Annotated in this window: 21 protein-coding genes and 1 tRNA gene; 13 read left to right on the top strand and 9 right to left on the bottom strand. The window is 69.9% G+C overall.

The annotated features are described in order from the left end of the window. Positions 1–19: 19 nt before the first annotated feature. Positions 20–322, top strand: a complete 303-nt coding sequence (locus OG444_RS15235; protein ID WP_033226620.1) for a hypothetical protein — start codon at positions 20–22, stop codon at positions 320–322. A gap of 4 nt (positions 323–326) precedes the next feature. Here OG444_RS15235 and OG444_RS15230 read toward each other — a convergent pair whose 3' ends face one another. Together OG444_RS15230 and OG444_RS15225 are read right to left on the bottom strand one after the other, a co-directional pair. Beyond that, positions 327–941, bottom strand: coding sequence for an isochorismatase family protein (locus OG444_RS15230; RefSeq protein ID WP_327262692.1), 615 nt, complete (start codon positions 939–941; stop codon positions 327–329). A 169-nt stretch (positions 942–1,110) separates the two neighbouring features. Continuing rightward, entirely contained in the window at positions 1,111–2,439 is a 1,329-nt protein-coding gene (locus OG444_RS15225; protein ID WP_327262691.1) for a nicotinate phosphoribosyltransferase, read from the bottom strand. Between the two features lie 143 nt (positions 2,440–2,582). Between OG444_RS15225 and clpS the strand changes: the two genes are divergently transcribed. The 7 genes from clpS to OG444_RS15190 all read left to right on the top strand — a co-directional run bounded on the left by clpS (position 2,583) and on the right by OG444_RS15190 (position 7,285). Then, positions 2,583–2,897, top strand: coding sequence for an ATP-dependent Clp protease adapter ClpS (gene clpS / locus OG444_RS15220; protein ID WP_327262690.1), 315 nt, complete (start codon positions 2,583–2,585; stop codon positions 2,895–2,897). Then, positions 2,897–3,499, top strand: a complete 603-nt coding sequence (locus tag OG444_RS15215) for a DUF2017 domain-containing protein (RefSeq protein WP_327262689.1) — start codon at positions 2,897–2,899, stop codon at positions 3,497–3,499. Before clpS ends, OG444_RS15215 begins: the two co-directional genes overlap by 1 nt. Positions 3,500–3,817: 318 nt before the next feature. After that, positions 3,818–5,257: an amino acid permease gene (locus OG444_RS15210; RefSeq protein WP_327262688.1), complete on the top strand. Its 1,440-nt coding sequence runs from the start codon at positions 3,818–3,820 to the stop codon at positions 5,255–5,257. 101 nt (positions 5,258–5,358) lie between these two features. After that, complete coding sequence (locus OG444_RS15205) at positions 5,359–5,781, top strand: M67 family metallopeptidase (protein WP_327262687.1); 423 nt, start codon at positions 5,359–5,361, stop codon at positions 5,779–5,781. A 77-nt stretch (positions 5,782–5,858) separates the two neighbouring features. Then, positions 5,859–5,966, top strand: a complete 108-nt coding sequence (locus OG444_RS15200; protein ID WP_314252769.1) for a putative leader peptide — start codon at positions 5,859–5,861, stop codon at positions 5,964–5,966. A gap of 90 nt (positions 5,967–6,056) precedes the next feature. Further along, complete coding sequence (locus OG444_RS15195; protein ID WP_030010597.1) at positions 6,057–6,335, top strand: MoaD/ThiS family protein; 279 nt, start codon at positions 6,057–6,059, stop codon at positions 6,333–6,335. After that, positions 6,335–7,285 carry a PLP-dependent cysteine synthase family protein gene (locus tag OG444_RS15190; protein ID WP_327262686.1) on the top strand — a complete coding sequence of 317 codons (951 nt, stop codon included), beginning with the start codon at positions 6,335–6,337 and terminating at the stop codon, positions 7,283–7,285. Before OG444_RS15195 ends, OG444_RS15190 begins: the two co-directional genes overlap by 1 nt. 172 nt (positions 7,286–7,457) lie before the next feature. On the opposite strand, the gene OG444_RS15185 is transcribed toward OG444_RS15190, so the two are convergent. Both OG444_RS15185 and OG444_RS15180 read right to left on the bottom strand, forming a co-directional pair. Beyond that, positions 7,458–7,820 carry a DUF488 domain-containing protein gene (locus OG444_RS15185; RefSeq protein ID WP_327262685.1) on the bottom strand — a complete coding sequence of 121 codons (363 nt, stop codon included), beginning with the start codon at positions 7,818–7,820 and terminating at the stop codon, positions 7,458–7,460. After that, positions 7,817–8,236 (bottom strand): hypothetical protein, encoded by a 420-nt coding sequence (locus OG444_RS15180; protein WP_327262684.1) that lies wholly within the window; start codon positions 8,234–8,236, stop codon positions 7,817–7,819. The genes OG444_RS15185 and OG444_RS15180 overlap by 4 nt, the downstream gene beginning before the upstream one ends. Before the next feature lie 195 nt (positions 8,237–8,431). Between OG444_RS15180 and OG444_RS15175 the strand changes: the two genes are divergently transcribed. Next, positions 8,432–9,184, top strand: coding sequence for an MBL fold metallo-hydrolase (locus tag OG444_RS15175; protein ID WP_327262683.1), 753 nt, complete (start codon positions 8,432–8,434; stop codon positions 9,182–9,184). Between the two features lie 101 nt (positions 9,185–9,285). On the opposite strand, the gene OG444_RS15170 is transcribed toward OG444_RS15175, so the two are convergent. Together OG444_RS15170 and OG444_RS15165 are read right to left on the bottom strand one after the other, a co-directional pair. Further along, positions 9,286–10,509 (bottom strand): PTS transporter subunit EIIC, encoded by a 1,224-nt coding sequence (locus tag OG444_RS15170; RefSeq protein ID WP_327266790.1) that lies wholly within the window; start codon positions 10,507–10,509, stop codon positions 9,286–9,288. Positions 10,510–10,819: 310 nt separating this feature from the next. Then, positions 10,820–12,121, bottom strand: coding sequence for a PTS transporter subunit EIIC (locus OG444_RS15165; RefSeq protein WP_327262682.1), 1,302 nt, complete (start codon positions 12,119–12,121; stop codon positions 10,820–10,822). 138 nt (positions 12,122–12,259) lie between these two features. On the opposite strand from OG444_RS15165, the gene OG444_RS15160 reads away from it, so the two are divergent. From OG444_RS15160 to rdgB, 4 genes are all read left to right on the top strand, one after another. Further along, the gene (locus OG444_RS15160) at positions 12,260–12,583 is read left to right on the top strand and encodes a PTS glucose/sucrose transporter subunit IIB (RefSeq protein WP_327262681.1); all 324 of its coding nucleotides are present in this window, start codon (positions 12,260–12,262) and stop codon (positions 12,581–12,583) included. Positions 12,584–12,709: 126 nt separating this feature from the next. Further along, on the top strand, positions 12,710–13,435 hold the full coding sequence (gene rph, locus OG444_RS15155; protein WP_327262680.1) for a ribonuclease PH: 726 nt from the start codon (positions 12,710–12,712) through the stop codon (positions 13,433–13,435). A 147-nt stretch (positions 13,436–13,582) separates the two neighbouring features. Further along, positions 13,583–13,963: a hypothetical protein gene (locus OG444_RS15150; protein ID WP_327262679.1), complete on the top strand. Its 381-nt coding sequence runs from the start codon at positions 13,583–13,585 to the stop codon at positions 13,961–13,963. A 7-nt stretch (positions 13,964–13,970) separates the two neighbouring features. Next, positions 13,971–14,585 carry an RdgB/HAM1 family non-canonical purine NTP pyrophosphatase gene (rdgB, locus tag OG444_RS15145; protein ID WP_327262678.1) on the top strand — a complete coding sequence of 205 codons (615 nt, stop codon included), beginning with the start codon at positions 13,971–13,973 and terminating at the stop codon, positions 14,583–14,585. A 55-nt stretch (positions 14,586–14,640) separates the two neighbouring features. Here rdgB and OG444_RS15140 read toward each other — a convergent pair. From OG444_RS15140 to OG444_RS15130, 3 genes are all read right to left on the bottom strand, one after another. Continuing rightward, positions 14,641–14,725: transfer RNA gene (locus tag OG444_RS15140), tRNA-Leu, on the bottom strand. 63 nt (positions 14,726–14,788) lie between these two features. Next, positions 14,789–15,283, bottom strand: coding sequence for an HNH endonuclease signature motif containing protein (locus OG444_RS15135; protein WP_327262677.1), 495 nt, complete (start codon positions 15,281–15,283; stop codon positions 14,789–14,791). After that, positions 15,280–15,927: an HNH endonuclease signature motif containing protein gene (locus tag OG444_RS15130; protein ID WP_327262676.1), complete on the bottom strand. Its 648-nt coding sequence runs from the start codon at positions 15,925–15,927 to the stop codon at positions 15,280–15,282. Before OG444_RS15130 ends, OG444_RS15135 begins: the two co-directional genes overlap by 4 nt. Between the last annotated feature and the right edge of the window lie 105 nt (positions 15,928–16,032).

Below are 16,032 nucleotides of genomic sequence, written 5' to 3'. Positions count from 1 at the left end.
GACGGGGGAGATGACAGCCGTGCCAGGTGGAGGTTTCGTCAGATTGCCGGGCGGCAGTGTGGTGGTTGCGCTCACGCTGCCGAGGCCGTCCGGAGAAGGTGGAAATGTCCGCGTGCTGGTGCACGCCGCGAACCGGGCCCGCGCCCTGACCAGGCTGCGGAACCTCGGGATGCGGGCGGTGTACCTGCGGGGCAACGCGCACCCGCCGACGCCGGACGAGGTGACGGCCGTCCTGCACCATCCGGACGGCCTGCTGTGGCGCGGCGCACCGGACCGCGCGCAGGAGCTCTGGCACCCCATCCGGGCCCTGCTGGGCACCTAGCGGGTCAGGGCGCGTCCTGGGCGGTCCGGGCCGTCTGGCCGCCGACGAGGGTCACACCGGCCGCACGGAGCTCGTCCAGGGCCCGTGCGGTCGTGTGCGGGGCCACGGCGGCCGTCAGGTCCAGCAGGACGCGGGTGCCGAAGCCGGCGCGGGCGGCGTCGAGGGCGGTGGCCCGCACGCAGTGGTCGGTGGCGATGCCGACCACGTCCACCTCGGTGACCTGCCGGTCCCGCAGCCACTGGCCGAGGGTCGCCCCGTTCTCGTCGGCGCCCTCGAAACCGCTGTACGCGGCCTCGTACGCGCCCTTGTCGAAGACGGCGGCGACGGCTCCCGAGGCGACGGCCGGGGCGAAGTTCGGGTGGAAGCCCACGCCCTCGGTCCCGGCGACGCAGTGGACGGGCCAGGAGGTCTCGAAGTCCGGCTCGGCCGGGGGGTGCGCGAAGTGCGACCCGGGGTCGACGTGGTGGTCGCGGGTGGCGACGACGTGCCGGTACGCGGGCGTGGCCTGCCCGATGTACTCGGTGACGGCGGCGGCGACGTCGGCTCCGCCGGTGACCGCGAGGCTGCCGCCCTCGCAGAAGTCGTTCTGTACGTCGACGACGATCAGTGCGCGGTGCATTTCGCGTGCCCTTCGGCTCGATGGTGTGCTGCGGCGGGACTTGCGGGGGGCTCTTCCCCCACCCCGCCCCTTCCCGAAACTGGGGCCCTGCCCCGGACCCCACGGCGCTCCGCGCCCGCGCCCCGATCGCCGGCGGGGCTCATTCGGCCCCGCCGGCGGGCCCGCGGACCTAGACGTACTCGGTCGGGAGTACGGCCTCGCCGCGGGAGAGCTGTGTCGCGGAGAGCGGCAGGCCCGCGCGGGCGGCGCGGTGGCGGTCCCGCGCGGCCTCCAGCGGCTCGCGGGCGACCACCTCGCCGGCCTTGACCAGCTGGGTCAGGAGCTGGTCGTCGGCCAGGGCCGCCGGCACGGGACCCACGCCGATCACCTCGGCCTCCGCCACGCCCTCCGCGTCCCGCCGCCGCGCGGCCCACTTGCGGCCGCCGATCGAGGTCTTCCCGCCCGAGGACTTCTTCGCCACCGGCGCCAGCGCAGCCTTGGGGTCCGCCGAGGTGGCCCGCGCCACCAGCTTGTAGACCATCGAGCACGTCGGGTGCCCGCTGCCCGTCACCAGCTGGGTGCCCACGCCGTACGCGTCCACCGGCGCCGCCGCCAGCGAGGCGATGGCGTACTCGTCGAGGTCCGAGGTGACCACGATCTTCGTCGAGGTCGCGCCCAGCTCGTCCAGCTGCTGCCGTACCCGGTGGGCCACCAGCAGCAGGTCGCCGGAGTCGATCCGGACCGCGCCCAGCTCCGGTCCGGCGATCTCCACCGCCGTGCGGACCGCCTCGGCCACGTCGTAGGTGTCCACCAGCAGGGTGGTGCCCCGCCCCAGCGAGGCCACCTGCGCGGTGAAGGCGTCCCGCTCGCTGTCGTGGACCAGGGTGAAGGCGTGGGCGCTCGTGCCGACCGTCGGGATGCCGTACCGGAATCCGGCCGCCAGGTCCGAGGTCGAGGTGAAGCCGCCCACGTACGCGGCCCGCGACGCGGCGACGGCGGCCAGCTCGTGGGTGCGCCGCGCGCCCATCTCGATCAGCGGGCGTCCGCCCGCCGCCGAGGACATCCGGGAGGCGGCCGCGGCGATGGCCGAGTCGTGGTTCAGGATCGACAGGATCACGGTCTCCAGCAGGACGCACTCGGCGAAGCTGCCCTCCACCCGCAGGACGGGGGAGCCGGGGAAGTAGACCTCCCCCTCCGGATAGCCCCAGATGTCGCCGGAGAAGCGGTAGGAGGCGAGCCAGTCCAGGGTCCGCATGTCGACGACGGCCCGTTCGCGCAGGAATTCCAGCACGGCGCCGTCGAAGCGGAAGTTCTCCACCGCGTCGAGCACCCGCCCGGTTCCGGCGACCACCCCGTAGCGGCGTCCCTCGGGCAGCCGCCGGGTGAACACCTCGAAGACCGAGCGTCGGTCGGCGGTGCCGTTGGCCAGTGCGGCCTGCAGCATCGTGAGCTCGTAATGGTCCGTGAAGAGCGCTGTCGACGGCACGTCCACCGGCAGGCCCAGGTCCGCAGGGTTCATGGCTGGGATGCTAGCGCACATTTCGTCAAAGTGACGAGATGTGGGTGCCGATTGTGAGACCGGCCCTTCGCGGGGTAGAAGAGCGCTCGGTGGCGGGGGCCGTGCGGTCCCTGTTTGGGCAGCGGCGCAGTCGAGGTGGCAGCATGGGACGAGTGAGTGTTGCTCCTGTTGAGATCGAACGCACCGAATCGGCCGAAGAGACCTTCGCGGTCCCCGAACCCGACGTCCCCTGGGTGACCCTGGTGCACAACGACCCGGTCAACCTCATGAGCTACGTGGCGTACGTGTTCCAGGCGTACTTCGGCTATTCCAAGGACGTGGCACACAAGTTGATGCTCGATGTCCATCACAAGGGACGGGCGGTCGTCTCGAGCGGCACCCGCGAGGAAATGGAGCGCGACGTGCAGGCCATGCACGGCTACGGCCTGTGGGCGACCCTCACGCAGGACCGCAACTGATGGGCGGCACCTTCGAGTCCCTCAAGGGCGGCGGCGCCGCCATCGCGCTCGACGAGATCGAGATCTCGATCCTTCGTTCCCTGGCCGTCCAGTTGCTGGAGCTGATCGGACCCGGCCGGCCGGAGCCCGCCGAGGACGACGACCCGCTCGCCGCACTGTTCGCCGAGGGTCCCTCCGAGCCTCCGTCCGACCCGGCGCTGGCCCGGCTCTTCCCCGACGCGTACGGGTCCCCCGACGGCGACGGTGACAAGGGCGTGGACCCGGAGGAGATCGCCGCCCGTGCGGCGGAGTTCCGCCGCTTCACCGAGAACGACCTGCGCGCCCGCAAGCGCGAGGACGCGCTGGCGGTCGTGCACAGCCTGAACGGGCTCACCCCGGCCGGCGACGGGGCGGCGGTGCTGGAGCTGTCCGGCGAGCTGCCGCTGCGCTGGCTCGGCGCGCTCAACGACCTGCGACTGACCATCGCGGCCCGCCTGGACATCACCGAGGACGACGAGAGCGCGATGCTGTTCCGGCTGCCGGACGAGGACCCGCGCAAGCCGATGGTGATGGCGTACCTGTGGCTCGGCGGTCTCCAGGAGACCTTGATCGAAACCCTCTGAAGATCCTCAAGAGGGCACTCCGTTCGCTCAGCGGACGCTCAAATCCGGATAACGATCAGATCACCGCCATGCGGTGATCTGATCCATTTGAGCGCCTTTGGGGTGAATTTTTGATGCCCTGCGCCACATTTCTCCCCCGCGGGCAGCCGTAAGCACGTGATAAATCTTCACGATCGCCGACGGGACGCCACCCATGTCCCCCGGCTCGCTTGGACCGGCTGATCGCCGGCGTGCAACTCCATCCGTATCCGGGGGGATCGAGGACCCGATCCGCAGCCAATGAAGGCGCGGACCGGCGTGGAGAAAGGCGCACCAGACATGACCTCTGTGCAGGTCGAGCAGCACGACAAGACGCCCGGTGAGGGCACACAGGGCGAGGGCGGCGAGGGCTACCACCGCACGCTCGGCGCCCGCCAGATCCAGATGATCGCCATCGGCGGGGCCATCGGCACCGGCCTGTTCCTGGGGGCGGGCAAGGCCATCTCCAAGGCCGGCCCGAGCCTGATCCTGGCGTACGCCATCGCCGGCCTGGTCATCTTCTTCATCATGCGGGCCCTGGGCGAGCTGCTCATGTACCGGCCCGTCTCCGGTTCCTTCTCGGACTACGCCCGCGAGTTCCTGGGTCCGTTCTGGGGATACGTCACCGGCTGGACCTACTGGCTGTTCTGGGTGGTCACCGGCATCACCGAGGTCACCGCGGCCGCGCAGTACATGTCGTACTGGACCCACGACAGCTTCCCGCAATGGGCCTACGCGCTGATCTTCACGGTCATCCTCTACGCCGCCAACCTGATCTCCGTGAAGCTCTTCGGTGAGCTGGAGTTCTGGTTCTCCATGGTCAAGGTCACCGCCATCGTCGGCATGATCCTGATCTGCGCCGGCATCCTCACCATCGGCTTCTCCGACGCGGCCGACACCGCCACCGTCTCCAACCTGTGGAACGACGGCGGCTTCTTCCCCAAGGGCATCGGCGGCACGCTGATGACCCTGCAGATCGTGATGTTCGCCTTCCTCGCGGTCGAGCTGGTCGGCGTCACCGCCGGCGAGTCCAAGGACCCCGAGAAGACCCTGCCCAAGGCCATCAACACCGTGCCGTGGCGCATCGCCGTCTTCTACGTCGGCGCGCTGATCATGATCCTATCGGTCGTCCCGTGGACGCACTTCCAGCCCGGCGTCTCGCCCTTCGTCGCCGCCTTCGAGCGCATGGGCCTCGGCATCGGCGCCGCAATCGTCAACTTCGTCGTGCTGACCGCCGCCCTGTCCTCCTGCAACTCGGGCATGTACTCCACCGGCCGCATGCTGCGCGACCTCGCCCTCAACGGCCAGGGCCCGAAGTTCTTCACCAGGCTCACCAAGAGCGGCACCCCGCTCATCGGCACCACCTTCTCCGCCGCGCTGATGCTGGTGGGCGTCTGGATCAACTACGTCGCCCCGGGCAAGGCCTTCGACTACGTCGTCTCCTTCGCCACCATCTCCGGCATGTGGGCCTGGATCATGATCCTGGTCTGCCAGATCCGCTACCGGGCCAAGGCCGACCGCGGCGAGCTGCCGCAGTCCGCGTTCCGCGCCCCCGGCGCCCCGTACACCAGCTGGTTCGCGCTGCTCTTCATCGGCATGGTCATCGTGATGATGGGCGCCGACAAGGACTCCCGCGTGTCGCTGTACTGCGCCCCCCTCTGGGGCCTGATCCTGGGCGTCTCGTACCTGGTCATGAAGTCCCGCGACCCGCGCGCCGCGGCCTTCAGCAAGGCCTCGTAACCAGGCCCGGAACCACGTTCCCACGGACCCTGTGTCCATCATGCGGGCCCTTCCGTACCACTCCTCGGTACGGAAGGGCCCGTCTGCTTATCCTGTCGCTCATGCTGACCCTCACCCAGGCCCTGTACGACCGGATCGTCGAGCACGCCCGCCAGGACCACCCCGACGAGGCGTGCGGTGTCGTGGCCGGCCCGGCGGGCACCGGCCGCCCCGAGCGCTTCGTCCCGATGCTCAACGCGGCCCGCTCGCCCACGTTCTACGAGTTCGACTCGAAGGATCTGCTGAAGCTCTACCGCGATCTGGACGACCGCGACGAGGAGCCGGTGATCGTCTACCACTCGCACACCGCGACCGAGGCCTACCCCTCGCGCACGGACGTCACCTACGCGAACGAGCCCGGCGCCCACTACGTGCTCGTCTCGACGGCGGACAAGGACGGCCTCGGGGAGTTCCAGTTCCGCTCGTACCGGATCCTCGACGGAGTGATCACCGAGGAAGAAGTGCAGGTCGTCGACGCTTACTGACCAGTATGTGAGCGCTTGACGTCCACGATGCGGGATCACACTCCAAACGGGGGACCGGGAATCGTTAACATGACCGCATGGTTTCCCACGACGTGAGCATCGAGACGCCCGGCAGGCTACTGCTCGTGGCGCGGCTGCACGTCGACCTGTGCCGCCTCGCCAGTGCCATCTGTCCTGCGCTCTGAGCACCGGAGCCCTCCGCGCGGAGGGCCGACGAACCGCGCGCCGCACCCTTCCCACGCTTCGCACGCACTCCCCGACGACTGGAGACAGCCATGGCCATCGAGGTCCGCATCCCCACCATCCTCCGCACCTACACCGAAGGCGAGAAGGCCGTCTCCGGCGAGGGCGCGACCCTCGCCGACCTCTTCGCCGACCTGGAGACCCGCCACAAGGGCATTGAGGAGCGCATCGTCGACGGCGGCCAGCTGCGCCGCTTCGTCAACGTCTACCTGAACGACGAGGACGTCCGCTTCCTCGACGGCATCTCCACCGCGCTCAAGGACGGCGACAGCGTCACCATCCTCCCGGCCGTGGCCGGCGGATCGAAGTAATGCGCTACGACTCCCCGCTGGCCGCGGTCGGCAACACGCCGCTGGTCCGGCTGCCCCGGCTCTCGCCCTCGGACAACGTCCGCATCTGGGCGAAGCTGGAGGACCGCAACCCGACCGGCTCGATCAAGGACCGCCCCGCGCTCCACATGGTCGAGCAGGCCGAGAAGGACGGCCGGCTGTACCCCGGCTGCACCATCCTCGAGCCCACCTCGGGCAACACCGGCATCTCGCTGGCGATGGCGGCCAAGCTCAAGGGCTACCGCATCGTGTGCGTGATGCCGGAGAACACCAGCCAGGAGCGGCGCGACCTGCTGGCCATGTGGGGAGCCGAGATCATCCCGTCGCCGGCCGCCGGCGGCTCGAACACCGCGGTCCGGGTGGCCAAGGAACTGGCCGCGGAGCACCCGGACTGGGTGATGCTCTACCAGTACGGCAACCCCGACAACGCGGGCGCGCACTACGCCACCACGGGCCCGGAGATCCTCGCGGACCTCCCCTCCATCACCCACTTCGTCGCGGGCCTGGGCACCACCGGCACCCTCATGGGCGTCGGCCGCTACCTGCGCGAACACGTGGACGGCATCAAGATCGTCGCCGCCGAGCCGCGCTACGACGACCTCGTCTACGGGCTGCGCAACCTGGACGAGGGCTTCGTCCCGGAGCTCTACGACGCCTCCGTGCTCACCACCCGCTTCTCGGTGGGCTCGGCGGACGCGGTGACCCGTACGCGCGAGCTGCTCCAGCAGGAGGGCATCTTCGCGGGAGTCTCCACCGGAGCCGCCCTGCACGCGGCGATCGGCGTCGGCCGCAAGGCGGTGGCCGCCGGCGAGTCGGCCGACATCGTCTTCGTCGTGGCCGACGGCGGCTGGAAGTACCTCTCGACGGGCGTCTACACGGCCGCGACCACCGAGGAAGCCATCGAGGTCCTCCAGGGCCAGCTCTGGGCGTAGCCCCTGCGGCGCCGCTGTCGGGGGCGCCGCCCCCGAACCCCCGCGCCGCAAACGCCGGCGAGGCTGAAAGCCAGCCTCGCCGGCGTTTGAGGCGCGGGTCCGGGCAGAGCCCGGGAAACGGCGAAAGGGCGGGGCGGGGAGAGGCTCCGCGCAGCGGCACCGCACCGCACCGCTAGTCGGACAGCAGCTCCGCGAGCACGGCCGCGTGGCTGGAAGCCGGGTCCTTGACCGCGGTCAGCAGCGTCACCGGCCCGCCCCCGATCAACCCGCGGAGGCGATCCAGCTCCGCCACCGCCTCCGGCTCCGCCAGCTCCGCCTCGTACCGTTCCCGGAACTCCCGCGCCGACCCGCCCGCGTGGAACCACTTCCGCAGCTCCGAAGACGGCGTCACCGCCTTCGGCCACTCGTCCACCCCGGCCGCCGCCTTCGCCAGACCCCGCGGCCAGAGCCGGTCCACCAGGACCCGCACCCCGTCCGCCGCCGGATCCGGCGCGTCGTACACCCGCCGCAGGCGGATCACCGGCTCCCGTGTCACCGTGCGCCTCCCAGCCCCTTGATCTCGTCCCACACCGCCGGGTCCAGCATCCCCATCCGGGTCCGGAACTCCCACAGCGACACCTCCGCCGGCCGGTCGGCCTCCAGGAAAGCCGCCCGGCCCTGCGAGCCCACCGTCCCCGGGGGCAGCGGGATCACCCCGGCCCGCCGGTCGTCGTACTTCCCGGTGATCCACGCGACCCGCGCCCGGTGGCCCCGTACCGACCTCACCGCGAGGACCAGGCACGTACGGCCGTCCGCCAGCGACCACAGCTCACCAGCCTTCGGCTGCGGCGGCGGACCGGGCCCGTGCGCCGGCCGGGCCCGGCGCGGGAGACCCAGCCGGCCTCCGGCGACCAGCACCAGCAGCGCCACGGCCACCACCGCGGCCACCGCGGGCCACCAGGACGTGTCCATGCTTCGACCGTAGCCGCGCCGGAACGCCCCGGCATGGCAACGCCCGTGCCCACCGTCGCTCCCCCGGGTGACAGCGCAGGTGATTCCCCCCACAACGGCCTGCCGCGGAGGAGCGACCGGACGTTTCGCGCCTTACGCTCGACGCACGCACGGCCCGCATTCCGTCCACGGACCGTCCTCGGAGGTTCACGCTCCATGAAGCTCACCGTCGTCGGCTGTTCGGGGTCGTTCCCCTCCGCGGAATCGGCCTGTTCGAGCTACCTCGTCGAGGCCGACGGCTTCCGGCTGCTCCTCGACATGGGCAACGGCGCCCTCGGCGAGCTCCAGCGCCACAGCGGCCTCTACGACCTCGACGCGATCTTCCTGAGCCACCTGCACGCGGACCACTGCATCGACATGTGCGCGTACTTCGTCGCCCGCTACTACCGGCACGAGGGCGGCCGCTGCGGCACCATCCCCGTCTACGGGCCCGAGGGCACCGAGCGGCGCCTCACCACCGCCTACGACGACGTCCCCGACGAGCGCTCCATGAGCGAGGTCTTCGACTTCCGCACGCTGAAGTCCGGGAACTTCGAGATCGGCCCCTTCCAGGTCCGCACCGAGCGGGTCTCCCACCCGGTCGAGGCGTACGGCATCCGCATCGAGCACGCCGGCCGCTCGCTCACGTACTCCGGGGACACCGGCACCTGCCCCGAGCTGGGCCTGCTCGCCGACGGCGTCGACCTCTTCCTGTGCGAGTCCTCCTTCACGCACGGCAAGGAGGACATCCCGGGCCTGCACCTGAACGGCCGCCAGGCGGGCGAGTACGCGGCCGGCGGCGGCGTGGGCCGGCTCGTCCTCACCCACATCCCGCCGTGGACCGACCCCGAGCAGAACCTCGCCGACGCCCGCGCGGTCTACGGCGGCCGGGTCGACCTGGCGCACGCGGGCGCGGTGTACGAGATCTGAGCCCGGCCCGGCTCACCGGCTCCCGGCTCCCGACAGCGAAAAGCCCCCGCCCTCCCTTCCGGGAGAGCGGGGGCTTCTGCGGTGCTGCGGGGCTGGGCCTGCTACTTGGCCTCGGCCTTGGCCATCTCGGCCAGCTCCTCGTCGGACTCGCGGCCCGGGGTGGGGATGTTGAACTTGGTGATCGCGAAGCGGAAGATCACGTAGTACAGGACCGCGAAGCAGAGACCCACGACCGCGAGGCCCAGGGGGTTGGTGGCCTTGCCGAGGTTCAGCAGGTAGTCGACCGCGCCGGCGGAGAAGCCGAAGCCGTCCTTCATGCCGAGGGCCCAGGTCAGCGCCATGGAGACACCGGTCAGAATCGCGTGGATCACGTACAGCACCGGGGCGATGAACATGAACGTGAACTCGATCGGCTCGGTCACACCTGTGACGAAGGCGGTGAGCGCGAGGGAGAGCATCATGCCGCCGACGACCTTGCGGCGCTCGGGACGGGCCGCGTGGGTGATCGCGAGGCAGGCGGCCGGGAGGGCGAACATCATGATCGGGAAGAAGCCGGTCATGAACTGGCCCGCGGTCGGGTCGCCGTGCAGGAAGCGGGCGATGTCACCGTGGTAGTCGGTGCCGGCGTCGTTGTACGTGCCCGCCTGGAACCACGGGAAGGAGTTGAGCAGGTGGTGCATGCCGATCGGGATGAGCGCACGGTTGGCGACGCCGAAGATGCCCGCGCCGACAGCGCCGGATCCGACCAGCCACTCGCTGAAGTTGTGGATGCCGGCGCCGAGGACCGGCCAGATCAGACCGAAGACGATGCCGATGGCCAGGCCCGCGAAGGAGGACAGGATCGGGACGAGGCGGCGACCGCCGAAGAAGCCCGCCCAGTCCGGCAGCTTGGTCCGGTAGAACTTCTGGTACAGCAGGGCGACGACGATGCCCATCACCACGCCGCCGAGCACACCGGCGTTGACCGGGGCATCGACGTGGACGATCTTGTCGCCCACGACCTTGGCGACCTTCGGGAGGCTGCTGTCGGTGAAGGTGGCGAGCACCTTCTGGAAGACCAGGTAGCCGGCGACCGCCGCCAGGGCGGTGGAGCCGTCCGACTTCTTGGCGAAGCCGATCGCGATGCCGACGCAGAAGAGCAGCGCCATGTTGCCGAGGATGGCGTCGCCGCCGGCGGCCATGTAGCTGGCGAGCTTCTGGACGAAGTCGGGGAATGAGGCGCGTGCCAGCATGTCGTCCTGGCCGAAGCGGACCAGCAGCGCGGCGGCGGGCATCACGGCGACGGGGAGCATGAGGCTCCGGCCGATGCGCTGCATGACGGCCATCACGCCAGCGCCCTTCTTCTTTTCCGCCGAGGGGGCGGTAGCCGTGGACACAACTTCCTCCAGTGGGCAAGGCGACGCCAGAGGGAAACGGGGGACGGCGACGTCTCAGATACGGGGGTACGCGGGCTCGGACAGGCCCTCGTGGTCTACACCAATTGTGGTGTAGACCAGTTGTAACACGGTGAGGGTTAGATAAGGAACCTTCGATTTCCTGTGGCCTGGATCACATCCGGCGGGGCGTGCCGAAGGGCCTCCGGATCGTGATCCGGAGGCCCTTGACGGACCGGCCCCGCAGCCTCCGCGAAGCGGCTCAGGCCTTGGTGTTCTCCGCCTGCATCGCCGCGATCTCCTCGTCCGACTCCCGCCCCGGGGTGGGGATGTCGAACTTCGTGATCGCGAAGCGGAAGATCGCGTAGTAGACGACCGCGAAGGCGAGACCGATCGGAATGATCAGCCAGGGCTTCGTCGCCAGCCCCCAGTTGATGACGTAGTCGATCAGGCCGGCCGAGAAGCTGAAGCCGTCGTGGACACCCAGCGCCCAGGTCACCGCCATCGAGACGCCCGTCAGCACCGCGTGGACCGCGTACAGCGCGGGCGCCACGAACAGGAACGAGTACTCCAGCGGCTCGGTGATGCCCGTGACGAACGAGGTCAGGGCCACCGACAGCATCAGCCCGCCCACCTCCTTGCGCCGCTGAGGCTTCGCGCAATGCGTGATCGCCAGGGCCGCGGCCGGCAGGGCGAACATCATGATCGGGAAGAAGCCGGAGAGGAACTGACCGGCATCCGGGTCGCCCGCCAGGAACATCGGGATGTCACCGTGCACGACCTGGCCGTCCGGCTTGGTGTAGCTGCCGAACTGGAACCACACCGGCACGTTCAGGAACTGGTGCAGGCCGATCACCAGCAGCGCCCGGTTCGCGATGCCGAAGATGCCGGCACCCCAGGAGCCCAGGCCGACCAGCCAGTCCGAGAAGCTCTCCAGCCCGTCGCCGATCGGCGGCCAGATCCACAGGCAGATGACGGCGAAGGCGATCGCGACGAAGGTCATGATGATCGGGACCAGCCGGCGGCCGTTGAAGAAGCCGAGCCAGTCCACCAGCTTGACCCGGTGGTAGCGCTGCCAGAACCAGGCGGCGAGCAGGCCCATGACGATGCCGCCGAAGACCCCCGGATTCTGGAAGGTGTACTCGGCGAAGGTGTCGTCCGGCCCCAGGCAGCCGCCCCCGATGTCCTTCGTCCCCGTCGGGCAGGGAGTGGGGAAGATCCGCAGCACGCTCCGGTAGACGAGGAAACCGACCACCGCGGCCAGGGCGGTCGAGCCGTCCGCCTTCTTGGCCATGCCGATCGCGACGCCGACGCAGAAGAGGAGCGGCAGGCCGAGGTCGGAGTTGAGCAGGGCGCCGCCCGCGGCCGCCATGACCTTGGCGACGTCCGTCCAGCCGAGGCCCTCCGCGCCGAACATGTCCGGCTGGCCGAAGCGGTTGAGGATGCCGGCCGCGGGGAGGACGGCGATCGGCAGCTGCAGGCTCCGGCCCATTTTCTGCAGCGCCTGGAACAGGCCGTTCCACCACTTCGGTTGCGGCACTGCGGTGGCGCTCTCCGCGCTCATCGGCGTCCTCCCTGACCGGCCCGTTTTTGGCTGCCGCAACACGTACGGCACACTGGTGTAGACCAGTTGTGGGTAGGTTGCTGCTGATCGTCATCATTCGGCAGGGGTCGGTCACGCGCTCGCGTAGATGGGCCAACCGTGCGTTACCGTGACAAAGCGGACCGTGCAGGTGAGGATCCACGTACTGGCCGCCGAGACTCGTTCTTCGAAACACTCAGGGAGAAACACATGGCCACCAAGGCTGAGAAGATCGTCGCCGGGCTCGGCGGCATCGAGAACATCGAAGAGGTCGAGGGCTGCATCACCCGCCTGCGCACCGAGGTCATCGACCCCTCCAAGGTCGACGAAGCCGCACTCAAGGCCGCCGGCGCCCACGGCGTCGTCAAGATGGGCACCGCGATCCAGGTCGTCATCGGCACCGACGCCGACCCGATCGCCGCCGACATCGAAGACATGATGTGATCCGGACTCCCTAGAGTCCGGCCGGACCCGGCCCCGCCCGGCCTTCCGCCCGGCCATCGAAGACCCCGTCCAGGAAGCACCCGGACGGGGTCTTCGCGTTCCCTCCCAGGGACTAGGCTCGGAGCCATGTCTCGCATTGACGGCCGTACGCCCGAACAGCTCCGCCCGGTCACCATCGAACGCGGATGGAGCAAGCACGCCGAGGGCTCCGTCCTCATCTCCTTCGGAGACACCAAGGTCTTCTGCACCGCCTCCTTCACCGAAGGCGTCCCGCGCTGGCGCAAGGGCAGCGGCGAAGGCTGGGTCACCTCCGAGTACTCGATGCTGCCGCGCTCCACCAACACCCGCGGCGACCGCGAATCCGTCCGCGGCAAGATCGGCGGCCGCACCCACGAGATCTCCCGCCTGATCGGCCGCTCCCTGCGCGCCGTCATCGACTACAAGGCCCTCGGCGAGAACACCGTCGTCCTGGACTGCGACGTCCTCCAGGCCGACGGCGGCACCCGCACCGCCGCCATCACCGGCGCCTACGTCGCCCTCGCCGACGCCGTCGCCTGGGGCCAGAAGAAGAAGCTGATCAAGGCCGGCCGCAAGCCGCTCACCGGCACCGTCGCCGCCGTCAGCGTCGGCATCGTCGACGGCGTCCCGCTCCTCGACCTCTGCTACGAGGAGGACGTGCGCGCCGAGACCGACATGAACGTGGTCTGCACCGGCGACGGCCGCTTCGTCGAGGTCCAGGGAACCGCCGAGGGCGAGCCCTTCGACCGCAAGGAGCTCAACGCCCTCCTCGACCTCGCGGCCGGCGGCTGCGCGGACCTGGAAGCCATCCAGCTGGGCGCGCTCGAACTGTAGGCGGCAACCGCCGGGCCGTGCCCGGCGTCCAGGAAGGTACGGGCGCACGGTCTCGAAGCCGTGCGCCCGTCCTCGCCGTCGTCATCGACCCAGCCGTCGTCCTCGACACCGACATCGACACCGTCCAAGTCCTCAGGGGAGAACCGCATGAAGTTCCGCATAGCCGCCGTGGCCGTGGCCGCCGTACTCACCGTCCCGGCCCTGTCCGCGTGCAACGCGATCTCCACGGTGATGGACTGCGCGAACACGGCCGTGGCCATCACGGACGGCGCGAACGACCTCCAGCAGGCGGTCTCCCAGGCGGGCAACAGCCCGCAGGACGCCCAGAACGCGCTCGACCAGATCGAGACGAACCTCAAGAAGATCGGCGACCAGACGGACAACGCCGACCTGGGCAAGGCCATCGACTCGATGAACACGGCCGTCAAGAACGTCCGCACCTCGATCCAGAGCGGCAACACCGCCCCGGACATCCAGCCGGTGGCCGACGCGGCCGGCGAGATCTCCAAGGTCTGCACCCCGGGATAATGGGGGCATGACCCCGACGCCCAGCCGCCTGATCCTGGCCACCCGCAACGCGGGCAAAGTCTCCGAACTCCGCGCGATCCTGTCCGACGCCGGCCTGCCGCACGAGCTGGTCGGCGCGGACGCGTACCCGGAGATCCCGGACGTCAAGGAAACCGGCATCACCTTCGCCGAGAACGCACTCCTCAAGGCCCACGCCCTGGCCCGCGCCACCGGCCTCCCGGCCGTCGCCGACGACTCCGGCCTCTGCGTGGACGTCCTGCACGGCGCCCCCGGCATCTTCTCGGCCCGCTGGGCCGGCACGCACGGCGACGACAAGGCCAACCTGGACCTGCTGCTGGCCCAGCTCGGGGACATCGCCGACGAGAACCGCGGGGCCCACTTCGCGTGCGCGGCCGCCCTGGCCCTCCCGGACGGCACCGAACGCGTCGTCGAGGGCCGCCTCCTGGGCACCCTCCGCCACACCCCCTCCGGCACGGGCGGCTTCGGCTACGACCCGGTCCTCCAGCCGCAGGGCGACACCCGCACGTGCGCGGAGCTGACCCCGGCGGAGAAGAACGCGATCTCCCACCGCGGCCAGGCCTTCCGCGCCTTGGTCCCCTTCATCCGCGCCCTCCTGGGCTGACGCAGGCCATGCCGAAAGGGCTCGTACGCGTGTGCGTACGGGCCCTCTGTCAGCGTGCGGTCGGGGGGACTCGAACCCCCACGGGTGTTACCCCACTGGGACCTAAACCCAGCGCGTATCGCCAATTTCGCCACGACCGCGACATGTTGGGCAATTCGGGCATCTGCTCCAGCCTGTCGCGCCCAGTGTACGGCGGTCCCCCTTCAGTCGGCGACCGGCTTACCCCGCCCGCCGCGGCACCAGGTGCTGGTCGTCGCATGACAGTTGGGGCACAGAAGCTGCAGGTTCTCGCGGCGGTCGTCGCTCCGGTCGCCGTTGATGTGGTCGATCTCCAAGGTCATCGGTCGTCCGCGCCACTGCGGCGGGCTTCCGCAGCGGGCGCATTGCTCAGGGATTCCGATGGCCCGGAGGGCCTGGCGCAGGAGCGGGGTGCGCGTCCGCTGCCCTCCCGCCCGCTTGATAAGAATCTCCTCTGCGGCTATGGGTGGTGCGGGCCGGGTCTTGCCGCGCCGGTGCCCCTGGCCGAGGAAGTGCGAGGTGTCGTGCGCTTCCTCGGTGATCCATGAGCGCAAGTGGGCTCGTTGCCCGCCGTGGTCAGGGAACCCCAGGAGTCGAAGTGTCGCGGCGATGCTGGCCGAGTCGGCGATTGCTTGCGCCAGCTCTTCTCGCGACGGGCGGTCATGGCGCCAGCCGTTCATCGGCGCCTCTTGCCCCGGCCTCGGTACGAGTCCGTCGTGGAGTGGCAGTTGGGGCACATGAGCCGAAGGTTTTCGGCGCGGTTGTCACGCCAATCGCCGTTGATGTGGTCGACCTCCAGGGAGAGGGGTTCTCCCATCCAGACGCCTTCGATACCGCAATCGGCGCAGCGCTCCTCGACACCGAGGTCGAGCAGGGCGCGTCGGAGCATCTTGCCGGGGGTGCGTGTGGCGTGAGGTGAGTGATCCTTGCGAAGGATCTCGTCCGCGGTTCGTCTCCGATGGCTGCCCCTCGTCCGGTCCGTTCGGGACGGGCCGGTGAAGTGTGAGGTGTCGATGCCCAGTGAGCGGACGCGGCGGCTGATGTGCGCGTGATGTCCGCCCACCGTGTCGAGCCCCAGGTGTCGCAGGACCGCGTACATGTTGCTGGAGGCGCTGACGGCCTCCTCCAGGACCGTGCGGGTCCATCGGTTCCCGTCCCGCTCGAAGTGCGAGACGTCCACCCCGAACTGGTTCATACGCCTGCGTATGTACTCGCGCGAGCCGCCCTTCGGGCCGATCCCCAGCTTCTCCAGCGCCTCGGACAGCGTGCGAGACGTACGCGCCGCCTCCGCGAGGCGTTCCTTCGTGTACGGGCTGATCGGCATCCCGGCCCCCTCCGTTCCGGCCGCGCGTTCGTGGCCTCGTACGGATTAACGGACCGGAATGCGTGGGGTTACGTCCGATAAACGGAACGGCCCGCACCAGATAGT

It is taken from the genome of Streptomyces sp. NBC_01232, from assembly GCF_035989885.1.
GTDB lineage: Bacteria > Actinomycetota > Actinomycetes > Streptomycetales > Streptomycetaceae > Streptomyces.
The sequence above is the reverse complement of the archived record's forward strand: the minus strand, read 5'-3'. Positions and strand labels throughout refer to the sequence as shown.